Source organism: Delftia sp. DT-2, from assembly GCF_028401915.1.
Lineage (GTDB): Bacteria > Pseudomonadota > Gammaproteobacteria > Burkholderiales > Burkholderiaceae_C > Comamonas > Comamonas tsuruhatensis.
This window is the reverse complement of the sequence record NZ_JAQOTI010000004.1, coordinates 345,189-357,991: the sequence shown is the minus strand read 5'-3', so window position 1 is coordinate 357,991 and position 12,803 is coordinate 345,189. Positions and strand designations below refer to the sequence as shown.

Sequence of the window (12,803 nt, the reverse complement as noted above, 5' to 3'; positions counted from 1 at the left end):
GGCAGCGATTGTCTCAGAACGGTGCTGCCTGTACGGCCTGCTGCGGCAATCGACGCCCAGACCATCCATGGCGGCAGGAAAGAGACCGATGGTTCTGCCGGAGTTGCGCGGCGCGCCATACTTGCGCCTTTGCAATCCGCCTGCCACGCCCGCCCCGGGCCAAGGCCGCTTCGCCATGTCAACGCCCACCCCGCATTCCGCTGCACCCACAGAACACTCGCACGATGGCGCCATTTCCGCTATTGCCGCCACTACCGCTATAGCCGCTATTCCCGCCATCGCCTCGCTGGCCGATGCCGCCTTCAGCCAGCGCGTGCAGCACGCCATAGACCACAAGACCAAGCCTTTGGGCGCGCTGGGGCGGCTGGAGCAGCTGGCGCTGCGCATTGCCTGCATCCTGGGTCAGGACAGGCCGGTGCTGCAGCAGCCGCAGATGCTGGTGTTTGCGGCCGACCACGGGCTGGCGGCGCGTGGCGTGTCGGCCTATCCGGTGGATGTGACCTGGCAGATGGTCGAGAACTTCATGGCCGGCGGCGCCGCCGTCAGCGTGCTGGCGCGCCAGCATGGGCTGGCGCTGAACGTGGTGGACTGCGGCGTGGCACGCGACTTTCCCGCGCGCGAGCAGGACCCTGACGACAAGCTTCCCCAGCCCGGCCAGCCGCGCCTGTGGCGCCGCAAGCTGGGCTACGGCACGCGCGACTGCAGCCAGGGCCCGGCCATGACGGCCACCGAATGCGCCATGGCCCTGCGCAACGGCGCGGCCCTGGTGCGCCAGTTGCCGGGCAATGCGCTGCTGCTGGGCGAGATGGGCATTGGCAATACCTCCAGCGCATCCTTGCTGCTGGCGCGGCTGTGCGGCGAACCGCTGGCCGAGGTCACGGGTGCGGGCACGGGCCTGGATGCGGCCGGGCTGGCGCGCAAGATCGGTGTGCTGCAGGAGGTGCTACAGCTGCACGCCCAGGCCACGGAACCGCTGGACGCGCTGGCGGCCATGGGCGGCTTCGAGGTTGCCACCATGGTGGGCGCCGTGCTGCAGGCCGCTGCCGAGCGGCGCGTCATCGTGGTCGATGGCTTCATCACCACGGCCGCCGTGCTGGTGGCCAGCCGCCTGCAGCCGGCCGTGCTGGAGCGCTGCGTTTTCTCGCACCGCTCGGGCGAGCCCGGCCATGTGCGCATGCTGGCCCACCTGGGTGCCGAGCCGCTTCTGGACTGGCAACTGCGCCTGGGCGAAGGCTCGGGCGCGGCCCTGGCCTGGCCGCTGCTGGTGTCGGCCTGCGCCATGCTGGGCGAGATGGCCAGCTTTGCGCAGGCCGGGGTGAGCACGCGCTCGGAACAGGCATAGCCGCTGGGGCTGCGCTGCGGCTAGCGCTGCAATGCAGCTGCCGCCAGCTTGCCCAGCCGCCTGACCAGCGCGCCGAAGCGTGCGGCATCGGTGTTGCCATAGCCGATCACCAGGCCGTTGTCCTGGGGCAGCGGTGCCAGGGCGAAGGACGACAGGGCGCCCGGGTTCATGCCGGCGCGCCGCGCCTGCTCCACGATGGCGCGGTCGGACAGGTCCGGCGGCAGCCGCACGGTCAGATGCAGGCCGCCGTGGCCGCCCAGCACCTCATGCTCCACGCCCAGTTGCGTGGCAAGCGCCTCGCGCAGGGCCGCCTGGCGCTCGCGGTACAGGCGCCGCATGCGGCCCAGGTGGCGCGAGAACTGGCCGCTTTCCATGAAGTCCGCCATGGCCAGCTGCTCCAGTCGATGGCCGCCGCGCAGCATCTCCTGCACGGCGGATGCCGCGCTGGTGGCCAGGGCCTGCGGCAGCACCACAAAGCCCAGGCGCAGTGCCGGGAACATGGTCTTGCTGAAGGTGCCCACATAGAGCACGGGCGCGTCCGGCACCTGGCCCTGCATGGCTGCGATGGGCGTGCCCTGGTGGCGGAATTCGCTGTCGTAGTCGTCTTCGATGATCCACGCGCCCGCGCGGCGCGCGCGCTCCAGCAGGTCCAGCCGGCGCGCCACCGACAGCACGGCGCCCGTGGGATATTGGTGCGACGGCGTGATCTGGATCAGCCGTGGAGGATGGCTGTCCCACAGGCCGGGGGCGATGGCTGCGCCATCGGCATCCACGCGCAGTGTGCTGACGCACAGGTCTCCCCCCGCAAAGGCCGACTTGGCGCCCCGGTAGCCGGGCTCCTCCAGCCAGGCATGGTCGCCCGGGTTGGTGAGCAGTTGCACGCACAGGTCCAGCGCACCCTGGGCGCCTTCGGTGACGATGATGCGCGAGGCATCGCAGCGCACGCCGCGCGAGATGCGCAGGTGCTGCGCAATGGCCTGGCGCAGCGCAGGCTCGCCCGCAGGATCGCCATAGTCCAGCGTGGCGCTGGCGGGAAGGCGCAATGCGCGGTCCTGCGAACGGCGCCAGGCGGGCAGGGGAAACCTGTCCAGCGCGGGCGTGCCCGGCGTCAGGGGCAGGCTGCGGTCGATGGCATGGCGTGTGGGCGCGATGCAGTCCAGGCGCCGTGCCGTGCGGGGTGCGCAGGGGGGCGCGGCGGCCGCCTCGGCGGCTGCCGTGGAATGGGTGGACACAGCCGCCACGCGCGTGCCCTGCCGGTCGGCGACCACATAGCCTTCGGCCGCCAGTTGCTCGTAGGCGATGAGCACGGTGTTGCGCGAGACTCCCAGATCCTCCGACAGCGAGCGCGAGGCCGGCAGGCGGTCACCGGCCGGCAGCCGGCCCGCCAGGATGGCCTGCTTCAGGCGCTGGATCAGCTGGCGCTGGCGCGGCGGCGCGCCGGCGGCGGTGAGCAAGGGACTGGTCAGCAGGTCGGAAGCGTGCATGCAATGGACGGCGTGGCACCATGAAATAAGGGGGATATGGCGCTTTCAATGATGCCACGCGGGCGCTATCGTGGCCCTGCCAAATGACCTGACCAGGAATCTCCCATGCCCCCCGCACTCAACGCCCACTCCCAACCCGTAGGCCACGACCTTCCCAACTGGACCCCGCGCCAGCGCCCGCCGCGCACGCCCATGCAAGGCCGCTACTGCCGGCTGGAGCCGCTGTCCGCCGCGCGCCATGCAGCCGATCTGTTCGATGCCTTCAGCCAGGCGACGGACGCCAGCGACTGGACCTACATGTCGGTGGGCCCCTTCGCGGATGCCCAGGCCTATCTGCGCTTTGCCGAGGCCGCCCAGGCCAGCGATGACCCGCTGCACCACGCCGTCATCGACCTGGCCACGGGCTGTGCCATCGGCTCGCTGGCGCTGATGCGCGTGGACACGGCCAGCGGCGTGATGGAAGTGGGCTTTGTCTGCTACTCGCGCCAGCTCAAGCGCACGCGTGCGGCCACCGAGGCGCAGTTCCTGCTGATGCAGCGCGCCTTCGACGAGCTGGGCTACCGCCGCTACGAGTGGAAGTGCGACAGCCTGAATGCGCCGTCGCGTGCCGCAGCGGCGCGCCTGGGCTTCCGGTTCGAGGGGGTGTTCCGCCAGGCCGTGGTCTACAAGGGCCGCAGCCGCGACACGGCCTGGTTCTCCATCATCGACAGCGAATGGCCGGCGCTGCGCGCGGCCTACCAGTGCTGGCTGGAGCCCGGCAACTTCGATGCGCAGGGCGGGCAGCTGCGTTCGCTGTCCAGCCTGATGGAGCCGGGAGCGCAGCCGGCTCAGGAGCCTGCCGGCGTGGCGTAGTAGGCCTGCAGCACCTCGATCAGGGCCTGCGCATGGCGCGGCAGCCGGCCCTGGTCGCGCACGAGGATGCGGCGCTCGCGCACGCTCCAGGCATCGGTCAGATCGATCAGCGCCAGCCCCATGCTTTCGCGGTTGCGCCGCGCAGCGCTCTCGGGAACGATGCCGATTCCCACGCCGGCGCCGATCATGCGGCACATGGCGTCGAAGCTGGACAGCTGTATGCGCAGCTTCATGGGCTTGCCCAGGCGCTCGGTCACACCCGCCAGAAAGGTCTGCAGCGTGCTGCCCTGCTGCATGCCGATGGCGTCCTCGTCCAGCGTCTCGGCAAACGCAATGCGCTTGCGCCGCGCAAATCGGTGGCCGCGCGGCGTGGCCAGCACCAGCCGGTCGGTGCTGAAGTGGATGGTCTGCAGGCCCAGCGTGTCCACCTGGCCGGCCACGATGCCCAGGTCGGCCCGGCCATCGAGCACGCCGCGCGCGATCTCGGCGTTGGGCCGCTCCTGCAGGTCCACATTCACGCGCGGGTGGTCGGCAAGAAAGGCGGGCAGGATCTCGGGAAGAAAGTCGGTCACGGCCGTGGTGTTGGCAAACACCCGCACATGGCCGCGCAGGCCGGCGCCGTACTCCTGCAGGTCGTGGCGCAGCTGCTCGGACTGCAGCAGCATGCCGCGCGCATGGTGCAGGAAGGCTTCGCCGGCCGGCGTGGGCCGCACGCCACGCGCCTCGCGGTACAGCAGGGGCATGCCCGCCTGCTCCTCCAGCGCCTTGATGCGCAGGCTGGCTGCGGCCAGGGACAGGTGCTGCCTTTGCGAGGCGCGCGTGAGGCTGCCCAGTTCGGCGGCATGCACGAACAGGCGCAGGTCCGTCAGGTCGAAGTGCATGAGGGGCATGAAAGGCGAAGAGGGCATGGGCGGGGTCAAGGCTTTGTCAATTCCGAAGGCCGGGTCAGGAAATGCGCGATTGTGCGCTGGCCCGGCACGGGCAACCATGCGGGCTTGCGACAAGAACAAATGGAGACATGACCATGCCGGATTCTTCCTTTCCCCTGCCGTCGAGCCTTTTGCGCCGCCGAAGCCTGGTGGCCGCCGCACTCGCATTGCCCCTGCTGGGCCATGCCCAGGCCTGGCCTGCGCGGCCCATCGTGATGATCGTCCCGCAGGCGCCCGGTGGCACCAACGACATCGTGGGCCGGCTGGTGAGCCAGAAGCTGGCCGAGGTGCTGGGCGCCAGCGTGGTGGTCGAGAACCGGCCCGGCGCGGGCGGCAACATCGGCACCCAGGCCGTGGCCAAGGCGCCGCGCGACGGGCATACGCTGCTGATGACCATCAGCAGCAGCCAGGCCATCAACCCGGCGCTGTACCGCAAGCCGGGCTTCGATCCGGTGAAGGACTTCCGGCCCATCGGCCTGATCGGCTCCGTGCCCAATGTGCTGCTGACCCATCCCGGCTCTGCGGCCAAATCCGTGCCCGAGCTGATCGCCATGGCCCGGGGCCGGCCCGACGAGTTCCGCTATGCCTCGGCCGGCAACGGCACGCTCAACCATCTGCTGGGCGAGATGCTCAACAGCATGGCGGGCATCCAGCTGCAGCACGTGCCCTACAAGGGCGTGGCGCCCGCGCTCAACGATGTGCTGGGCGGGCAGGTGCCGCTGCTGTTCGGCAGCCTGCCGTCAACGCTGCCCCATATCCAGGCCGGCCGGCTGCGCGCGCTGGCCGTGAGCGGCGCGGCGCGATCGCCGCTGCTGCCCGATGTGCCCACCATTGGCGAGACGGTGCCCGGCTACAACGGCACGCTGTGGGTGGGGCTGTTTGCTCCTGAAGGCGTGCCCGCGCCGGTGCTGGCGCAGTTGCAGGACGGCATGGCCCGCGCGCTGGCGGCCGGCGATCTGCGGGGCAAGCTCGAAGCCTCCGGCGTGGAGCTGGCCGGCCCGGCCGACAAGCCCGTGTCACCGGACCGGATGGCGGCCCTGCTGCGCGAGGACATCGCCAAGTGGGCGCGCATTGTGAAGGACTCCGGCGCCTCGCTGGACTGAGCCCCGGCCCCTTCAGCCCTGCGGCTCCATGGCCAGCGCGAACAGCTCGCTGCGAAAGTGGATGCCCAGCCGTGCAAATGCGCGGTTACGGTAGGTCTTGACGGTGGGCAGGCTCAGGGACAGGTCGCAGGCAATGCCCTCGTGCGTCATGCCCTGCAGCAAACGGGCGCACACATCGAGTTCGCGCGGCGTCAGGCCGGGCTGTGCCTGCAGCAGGCGCATGCGCAGGGCGGGCAATGTCTGGCGCTGTCTGGGCTGGAGGGCTGGGGACGCCGATGCCGCAGCCACGGCGGGCTGCGCCTGCGTCAGCGCAATGTGCTTGTGCGCCAGGGCCAGCAGCACGGGCGCCATGCTCTCGAAGCAGCCGATCTGCGCATCGCCCAGTGCCCTCTGGTGCTGGTGGCGATAGAAATTGACGGCAAACACACCGCCGTCGTCCTGGTGCTCGACGATGGACACGCGCTCGGCCATGCCGTGCGCGTCGTAGACCAGGGCGCGGTGCTCGCCTTCCACCTCCTGGGCCGTGATGTGGCACAGCGCCGTGCTGCGTGCCGGCGCTGTGCCGCCGTGCTTCCACGTGCTGTCGCGCAGATGGGGGCCTGAGAGATAGGCGCGCCAGCACTCGCGCGTGGTGTCGCGCGCCTCGCTGCTGGCCGACAGGAACAGCTGCGGCCGGCTGCGCTGCCCCGTGCGGTAGACCGACCAGGAGGCGGCGGGCAGCAGCGGGTTCATGACCTCCAGCACCTGCCGGGCGAAGCCGGGCTCGCCCAGGCTGGCGACCATGTGGCCGATGGCGTGGCTGGGCGCGTGGCCGGACGCATGGGCGCCCAGGGCGCTGGCGTCAGGGGTGTCGGAGGGGGCGGTCCAGTGTCTCAAGGGATGGCAGGGGCGGGCAGGGCGTTGTCATCTTCCGGGATGACGGCCGGCCCGGGCAATGGTGCTTATGCTAGGTCCCGATCCAATTCACCGGAGCCCCAGAACCATGCCAGACAACGTGCCGCAGCTTGCGGCCCTGCCCGATCCGCGCTTTCGCTTCTTCGCCGACCTGAGCGTGCAGGTAGGCCCGCCGCAGGAGGTCGGTGCCACGGCGCACGGCGGGCGCCGGCTGATCCCCATCCTGGGCGGCACGGCCCGGGGCGACGGCTGGAGCGCGCGCGTGCTGCCCGGAGGCGCGGACTTCCAGCGCATCGTGCACGCCGGGCTGGCCGAGCTCGATGCGCGCTATGTGCTGGAGACCGATGCCGGCGACCTGATCTATGTCTGCAACCAGGCGCTGCGCAGCGGCGACCCGGCGCACATGGCAAAGCTGGCGCGCGGCGAGCCTGTGGACCCCGCGCACATCTATTTCCGCTGCGCGCCCCGCATGGAGACGGCCAGCCGTGCGCTGGCCTGGATCAACGAGCGCCTGTTCTTCGGCACCGGCGCGCGCCATCCCGACCGCGTGCAGATGCGCTTTCACGAACTGCTCTGAGCCGCGCCTTTCCCCTCTCGATACCCACAATGCAGGAGACAAGACACATGAAAAACCAGGCATCGAAGTCGCGCCGCAACGCCGTGGCCTGCGCACTTGCCGCCGTGCTGGCCACCGGGCTGGCTCCCTGGACCGTGGTCGGCGCCCAGCCGGCCTTCCCGAGCAAGCCTGTGCGCCTGCTCGTCGGCTTTCCTGCGGGAACGGGGCCGGACATCGTGGCGCGCCTGCTCGCGCAGAAACTCTCCGAGCAATGGGGCAACCTGGGCGTGGTCGTGGACAACAAGCCGGGCGCTGGCGGCCTCATCGCCGCCAGCGAGGCGGCACGCGCCGTGCCTGACGGCTACACGCTGATGCTGGGCGAGACCGGCCAGCTCAGCATTGCGCCCAACACCTACCAGCGCCTGCCCTACGACCCGCAAAAGGACTTTGTGCCCGTCAGTCAGGTCGTCACCTCCGACTTCGTGCTGCTGGTCAATCCGCAGAAGGTGCCGGCCCGCAATGTGCCCGATTTCGTGGCCTGGGCGCGCCAGCGCAAGGAACTGTTCATCGCCACCTTCGGCGCCGGCACGCCCGGCCACTTCGGTGCCTTCATGTTCGGCAATGCCGTGCAGCTCAAGCCCGAGCCCGTGCACTACAAGAACACCAACGATGCCCTGGGCGGCCTGTTCAGCGGCGACGTGCAGGCCGTCTTTGCCACGGCGGCCCTGGCCGCGCCCCAGGTCAAGGCCGGCAAGCTCACGGCCCTGGGCAGCACGGGCGCCACGCGCACCCCGTCCATGCCCGATCTGCCGACCATCGGGGAGCAGGGCTATCCGTCTCTGGAGTTCAATTCCTGGTTCGGCGTGGTCGCGCCCGCCAAGACACCGCCCGAGATCGTGGCCAGGCTGCAGGCCGACATCGTGCGCGCCCTGCAGCAGGAGGGCAGCCGCAGCCGGCTGGAAGAAGCCGGTTTCCGCGTGACGGGCACCACGGGCGACGAGCTCGCCCGCATCATGCGCGCCGACACGGTCACCTGGGGCAAGGCCGTGGCGGCCACGGGGTTCAAGGCCGATTGAGGCTCAGCGCTTGCCCGCAGCCGGTGCAGGCGTCTTGGGCGAGTAGTCGCAGTACGGCGCCACCACGCACTCCCAGCAGCGTGGCTTGCGGGCCTGGCAGACGTAGCGGCCCAGCAGGATGAGCCAGTGGTGCGAGTCCACGGCATAGGCCGGGGGCACGCGCTTCATGAGTTGCATCTCCACGGCCAGCGGCGTCTTGCCTGGCGCCAGGCCCGTGCGGTTGCCCACGCGGAAGATGTGCGTGTCCACGGCCATGGTGGGCTGGCCAAAGGCGACGTTCAGCACCACGTTGGCCGTCTTGCGGCCCACGCCGGGCAGGGCTTCCAGTTCCTCGCGCGTGCGCGGCACCTGGCCGCCGTGGCGCTCGACCAGGATCTGGCAGGTCTGCATCAGGTGTTTGGCCTTGCTGCGGTACAGGCCGATGGTCTTGATGTAGCCCTCCAGCCCTTCAAGTCCCAGGTCCAGGATGGCCTGGGGCGTATTGGCCACGGGAAACAGCTTGCGCGTGGCCTTGTTCACGCCCACGTCCGTGGCCTGGGCCGAGAGCAGCACGGCAGACAGCAGCTCGAACACGTTGGTGTATTCCAGCTCGGTCTGGGGCGAGGGGTTGGCGGCCTTGAGTGTGGCGAAGAAGGGTTCGATGCTGGTGGTTTTCATTGTGGGAAGCGCGTGTCCATCGATGTGGCGAGCATTGTCGTGCAAGTGTGATTTCTAGGACTGTTCTGGTTTTTGATGTCTGCGAGGGCCAGATCGTCTGGTTATGCCGTTGTGGCGTTGACGTGCTGGGGCCGCATGGCAATAGTGGGCCGGATCGATTCCGCCGACACCACACATACAGACAACACGCCACCAGGAGGGGGCGACCGCATGGCCACTCGCAAGATATCCGTTTCTCCCGCGATCGCGGCGGCGCAGACCCTGCTGGGTGATGTCCGCGACCTGATCGAGGCCGCGCGGCTTCGGGTGGCTTCCACCATCAACAGCGAAATGACCCTGCTGTACTGGCATATCGGCCAGCACATCCATGACTGCGAATCCGAGGTGCGGCAGGCCGGCTGCAGCGACAAGGTCCTGCCCTCCCTGGCCGGGCATCTGGTCCAGGGCTATGGCGGCAGTTTCTCGGAAAAGAACCTGTGGCGCATGGTGCAGTTCTCCACCACCTTTCCTGATGAGCCCCTGGTCATCTCGCCCACGCGGCAGTTGAGCTGGGCGCATTTCATCGCGCTGATTCCGCTCAAGGACGCCCTGCAGCGCGAGTACTACGCCAGCATGGCGAGCATTGAGCGCTGGAGCGCCCGCACGCTGCGCAGCCGCATCGATTCCCGGCTGTACGAGCGCACCGTGCTGTCCTTCGATGCGGACACGCTGGTCGCGCAGGAGCCCACGCAGCGAGCCACCGAGCGCATGTCGCCAGCGCTGTTCATGCGAGACCCCTACATCCTCGACTTCCTGGGGCTGCACGATGCCTGGCAGGAGGGCGACCTGCAGGCGGCCGTCATCCGCGAGATGGAAGCCTTTTTCCTGAAGTCGGGCATGGGCTTCAGCCTGGTGGCGCGGCAAAGGCACATGCAGATGGATGACCAGGATTTCCAGCTTGACCTGCTGTTCTACCACCGCAGGCTGCGGCGGCTGGTGGCGGTGGAGCTGAAGGTGGGCGAATTCGCGGCCGAGGACAAGGATCGGATGGAGCACTACCTGCGCTGGCTGGATCGGCATGAGCATGAGCCGGGCGAGGATGCGCCGCTGGGCATCATGCTGTGCTCGGGCAACAGCTCGGAGCAGATCGAGCTGCTGGAGCTGGGCCGCGGCGGCGTCCAGATGGCCGAGTATCTGCCCGGCCTGCCTGCTCGCCATGTGCTGGCCCAGCGGCTGCGGGAGGCCACGCGCCGGGCGCAGTGGCACTGGGCACAGTGCCACCTGGAAGTCGGGCAGGGCTGAGCACGGACGCCGGCCTGCAGTCCATCCCTTCCGTCTTTCTCTGCTTCTTCTACTTCGTCTTCTTACCCGGGAGGCAGCAGCTCCCGCAGATGCTCCACGAAGGCCCGCACTCCCTTGGACAGCGTGCGGCCTGCCAGGGTCTGCAGTTCGATGGCGCGTGCATTCATGCCGCGTTCGCGTATGGGCACCGCATGCAGTTCGCCACGGCGCACACGCTCGCGCATGGTGACCTCACCACCCAATGACAGGCCGCCGCCATGCAGCACGAAGTGCACCAGGGTCTCGAACTGGCCGCTGACCAGGGCAGGCTCGAACACCAGGCGCCGGTGGCTGCAGGCAATGTCGAACAGCTGGCGCGCGGTGTTGGCGTCCTCGGGCAGGGCAATGGCATGGGGATGCATCTGGGCCAGGGTGATGCTGGCATGCCGGGCCAGTGCGTGGTCGGGCCGCATGATGGCGACCACGGGCGAGACCTGGCGGTGCCAGACCTCGATGTCACGTGCCGCCGCGCGGCTGTAGGTCAGGCCGACATCGGCCTCGCCGCCCAGCACGGCCTGGGTCACGGCGGCAGGCGCCTCCACACGCAGGTGGAACTGCATGCCCGGGTACTGTTCGCGGAAAAGCGCCATGGCGCGCGGCAGGAATTCGATGGCAAAGCCGCCCGAGCTGCACACGCGCACCACGCCCCGGCGCAGGCCCTGCAGGGCCTCGATATCCGAGACCACGCGGTCGGCCTCCAGCGCACCGCGGCGCGCGTGGGCGGCCAGCAGCTCGCCTGCCGGGCTGGGCGCCATGCCGCGCGGGCGGCGCTCGAACAGCGGCACGCCCAGCATCTCTTCCAGACCGGCGACCTGGCGGCTCACGGCCGAGGGCGAGACGTTGAGCCGAGCGGCGGCATCGCTGACCGAGCCGCTGCGCACCACTTCGAGAAAGTAGCGCAGGGCCGTGTCCTGAAGGCGGTTGGAAAGCATGTGGCTCCCATTTATGGTTTGCGGAAAACGCAACGATAAGCCGAGAAAATGGCGATTGTCGAAATATTTGCGCCTGCTTATGCTGACTTCGTTCTGTCACAAAAACGAGGAAATCCATGGAGTCAAGCACAAGCGCCGCTGCGCTGCAGCCGGGTCTGGCCACCGGGGGCGGTGCCGTGGTGGAGATGTCGGCCGTCGCGCTGTCCAAGGCCATCCACGGCCGCGAGCTGTCCTGCCTGGAAGTGCTGGATGCCTACTGCGCGCAGATCGACCGGCTCAACCCCGTGGTCAATGCGCTGGTGGCTCCGCTGGACCGGGACTGGCTGCGCGGCCGCTCCCGCGAGCTGGATACGCTGCTGGCGCGCGGCCAGAGCCTGGGGCCGCTGCACGGCTTTCCGCAGGCGCCCAAGGACATCATGCCGGCCGCAGGCATGGTCACGACCAAGGGATCGCCGATCTTCGCGAACCAGCTGTCGCAGGCCGATTGCGTGGTGTTCGAGCGCATGCGCGCAGGCGGTGCGCTCTTCGTGGCACGCAGCAATTCGCCCGAGTTCGGCCTGGGCGGGCATACCTACAACCCGGTCTACGGGACCACGCGCAATGCCTTCGATCCTTCGCGATCGGCAGGCGGCAGCAGCGGCGGGGCGGGCGTGGCCGTGGCGCTGCGCATGCTGCCCGTGGCCGATGGCTCGGACATGATGGGCTCGCTGCGCACGCCGGCCGCCTTCAACCATGTCTACGGACTGCGCACCTCGGTGGGCTGCGTGCCGCATGGCCCCTCGGAAGAGGTGTTCTTCCAGCAGTTCAGCGTGGCCGGTCCCATGGCGCGCGACATCCCCGACCTGGCTCTGCTGCTGTCCGTGCAGGCAGGCTTTGATGCGCGCCTGCCGCTGACCCGCCGCAGCGAGCCGCCCCAGGACTGGACCGCGCAGCTGCAGCGCGACTGCAAGGGCCTGCGCATCGGCTGGCTGGGGGACCTGGGCGGGCACCTGCCCACCGAGCCTGGCCTGCTGCAGACCTGCCGGGCGGCGCTGCAGCATTTCACGGCCGCAGGCTGCACGGTGGAGGAGGCCGTGCCGCAGTTCGATTTCGAGCGCCTGTGGCGCGCCTGGATCGACCTGCGCAGCTTCAGCGTGGCCGGCGCCAACGCCGCCTTGTACAACGATCCGGCCAAACGCGCCCTGCTCAAGCCCGAGGCCGTCTGGGAAATCGAGCGCGGCCTGGCGCTGCCGGCCATGGCCGTCTATGACGCGGCGCGCGTGCGCTCGGCCTGGTATGAAACATTGCGCCGCCTGTTCGACAGCTACGACTTTCTGGTACTGCCCTCCGCCCAGGTCTTTCCCTTCGACGCAGCGCTGGACTGGCCTCACGCCGTGGACGGCCGCGAGATGGACACCTACCACCGCTGGATGCAGACCGTGGTGCCTGCCACCATGGCCGGCCTTCCGGCCCTGGCCGCGCCTGCGGGCTTCGGGCCGCAGGGCTTGCCTGCCGGGCTGCAGATCATCGGCCCGGCGCAGGCCGACCTGGCCGTGCTGCAGATCGGCCATGCCTATGACCAGACCAGCGGCTTGTCGCGCGTGCGCAGCCCGCTGCTCGACTGAAGACTGACGACTGAATTGCCGCATTGAGCTGTTCCCAGGTTCCCGTTCCCTCGT

Annotated in this window: 12 protein-coding genes; 7 read left to right on the top strand and 5 right to left on the bottom strand. The window is 69.4% G+C overall.

The window, feature by feature from the left end; genetic code table 11:
- Positions 1–88: 88 nt before the first annotated feature.
- Positions 89–1,342, top strand: a complete 1,254-nt coding sequence (gene cobT, locus PO605_RS09020; protein WP_272206310.1) for a nicotinate-nucleotide--dimethylbenzimidazole phosphoribosyltransferase — start codon at positions 89–91, stop codon at positions 1,340–1,342.
- Between the two features lie 20 nt (positions 1,343–1,362).
- Here the strand turns inward: cobT and pdxR are convergent, their stop codons facing one another.
- A complete protein-coding gene (gene pdxR, locus PO605_RS09015) occupies positions 1,363–2,826 on the bottom strand; it encodes a MocR-like pyridoxine biosynthesis transcription factor PdxR (RefSeq protein WP_272206308.1) in 1,464 nt (487 codons plus the stop codon).
- A gap of 105 nt (positions 2,827–2,931) precedes the next feature.
- Here pdxR and PO605_RS09010 point away from each other — a divergent pair, with 105 nt between their 5' ends.
- A complete protein-coding gene (locus PO605_RS09010) occupies positions 2,932–3,678 on the top strand; it encodes a GNAT family N-acetyltransferase (RefSeq protein ID WP_272206307.1) in 747 nt (248 codons plus the stop codon).
- On the opposite strand, the gene PO605_RS09005 is transcribed toward PO605_RS09010, so the two are convergent.
- Complete coding sequence (locus tag PO605_RS09005; RefSeq protein WP_197065189.1) at positions 3,654–4,559, bottom strand: LysR family transcriptional regulator; 906 nt, start codon at positions 4,557–4,559, stop codon at positions 3,654–3,656. The two genes, PO605_RS09010 and PO605_RS09005, sit on opposite strands and share 25 nt — an antisense overlap.
- A 143-nt stretch (positions 4,560–4,702) precedes the next feature.
- Here PO605_RS09005 and PO605_RS09000 point away from each other — a divergent pair, with 143 nt between their 5' ends.
- On the top strand, positions 4,703–5,710 hold the full coding sequence (locus PO605_RS09000) for a tripartite tricarboxylate transporter substrate binding protein (protein WP_272206306.1): 1,008 nt from the start codon (positions 4,703–4,705) through the stop codon (positions 5,708–5,710).
- 12 nt (positions 5,711–5,722) lie between these two features.
- Here PO605_RS09000 and PO605_RS08995 read toward each other — a convergent pair whose 3' ends face one another.
- Complete coding sequence (locus tag PO605_RS08995; RefSeq protein WP_272206358.1) at positions 5,723–6,493, bottom strand: helix-turn-helix transcriptional regulator; 771 nt, start codon at positions 6,491–6,493, stop codon at positions 5,723–5,725.
- Positions 6,494–6,692: 199 nt separating this feature from the next.
- On the opposite strand from PO605_RS08995, the gene PO605_RS08990 reads away from it, so the two are divergent.
- Both PO605_RS08990 and PO605_RS08985 read left to right on the top strand, forming a co-directional pair.
- Entirely contained in the window at positions 6,693–7,181 is a 489-nt protein-coding gene (locus PO605_RS08990; RefSeq protein ID WP_272206305.1) for a DUF3237 domain-containing protein, read from the top strand.
- A 47-nt stretch (positions 7,182–7,228) separates the two neighbouring features.
- A complete protein-coding gene (locus tag PO605_RS08985; protein ID WP_272206304.1) occupies positions 7,229–8,236 on the top strand; it encodes a Bug family tripartite tricarboxylate transporter substrate binding protein in 1,008 nt (335 codons plus the stop codon).
- A 3-nt stretch (positions 8,237–8,239) separates the two neighbouring features.
- Here PO605_RS08985 and nth read toward each other — a convergent pair whose 3' ends face one another.
- Complete coding sequence (nth, locus tag PO605_RS08980; RefSeq protein ID WP_016445245.1) at positions 8,240–8,893, bottom strand: endonuclease III; 654 nt, start codon at positions 8,891–8,893, stop codon at positions 8,240–8,242.
- Positions 8,894–9,103: 210 nt separating this feature from the next.
- Between nth and PO605_RS08975 the strand changes: the two genes are divergently transcribed.
- Positions 9,104–10,174, top strand: coding sequence for a PDDEXK nuclease domain-containing protein (locus PO605_RS08975; RefSeq protein WP_016445246.1), 1,071 nt, complete (start codon positions 9,104–9,106; stop codon positions 10,172–10,174).
- Between the two features lie 62 nt (positions 10,175–10,236).
- Here the strand turns inward: PO605_RS08975 and PO605_RS08970 are convergent, their stop codons facing one another.
- Positions 10,237–11,145, bottom strand: a complete 909-nt coding sequence (locus tag PO605_RS08970; RefSeq protein WP_016445247.1) for a LysR family transcriptional regulator — start codon at positions 11,143–11,145, stop codon at positions 10,237–10,239.
- A 116-nt stretch (positions 11,146–11,261) separates the two neighbouring features.
- Between PO605_RS08970 and PO605_RS08965 the strand changes: the two genes are divergently transcribed.
- Positions 11,262–12,749 (top strand): amidase, encoded by a 1,488-nt coding sequence (locus tag PO605_RS08965; RefSeq protein ID WP_272206302.1) that lies wholly within the window; start codon positions 11,262–11,264, stop codon positions 12,747–12,749.
- Positions 12,750–12,803: the final 54 nt, after the last annotated feature.

What these genes read in the sequence shown, in the direction of transcription:
- PO605_RS08995 (WP_272206358.1), bottom strand. Translation starts at nt 6,493, where the DNA reads ATGGTCGCCAGCCTGGGCGAGCCCGGCTTCGCCCGGCAGGTGCTGGAG.
- PO605_RS08970 (WP_016445247.1), bottom strand. Translation starts at nt 11,145, where the DNA reads ATGCTTTCCAACCGCCTTCAGGACACGGCCCTGCGCTACTTTCTCGAA.
- PO605_RS08965 (WP_272206302.1), top strand. Translation starts at nt 11,262, where the DNA reads ATGGAGTCAAGCACAAGCGCCGCTGCGCTGCAGCCGGGTCTGGCCACC.
- PO605_RS09005 (WP_197065189.1), bottom strand. Translation starts at nt 4,559, where the DNA reads ATGCACTTCGACCTGACGGACCTGCGCCTGTTCGTGCATGCCGCCGAA.
- PO605_RS09010 (WP_272206307.1), top strand. Translation starts at nt 2,932, where the DNA reads ATGCCCCCCGCACTCAACGCCCACTCCCAACCCGTAGGCCACGACCTT.
- PO605_RS08985 (WP_272206304.1), top strand. Translation starts at nt 7,229, where the DNA reads ATGAAAAACCAGGCATCGAAGTCGCGCCGCAACGCCGTGGCCTGCGCA.
- pdxR (WP_272206308.1), bottom strand. Translation starts at nt 2,826, where the DNA reads ATGCACGCTTCCGACCTGCTGACCAGTCCCTTGCTCACCGCCGCCGGC.
- cobT (WP_272206310.1), top strand. Translation starts at nt 89, where the DNA reads ATGGTTCTGCCGGAGTTGCGCGGCGCGCCATACTTGCGCCTTTGCAAT.
- nth (WP_016445245.1), bottom strand. Translation starts at nt 8,893, where the DNA reads ATGAAAACCACCAGCATCGAACCCTTCTTCGCCACACTCAAGGCCGCC.
- PO605_RS09000 (WP_272206306.1), top strand. Translation starts at nt 4,703, where the DNA reads ATGCCGGATTCTTCCTTTCCCCTGCCGTCGAGCCTTTTGCGCCGCCGA.
- PO605_RS08990 (WP_272206305.1), top strand. Translation starts at nt 6,693, where the DNA reads ATGCCAGACAACGTGCCGCAGCTTGCGGCCCTGCCCGATCCGCGCTTT.
- PO605_RS08975 (WP_016445246.1), top strand. Translation starts at nt 9,104, where the DNA reads ATGGCCACTCGCAAGATATCCGTTTCTCCCGCGATCGCGGCGGCGCAG.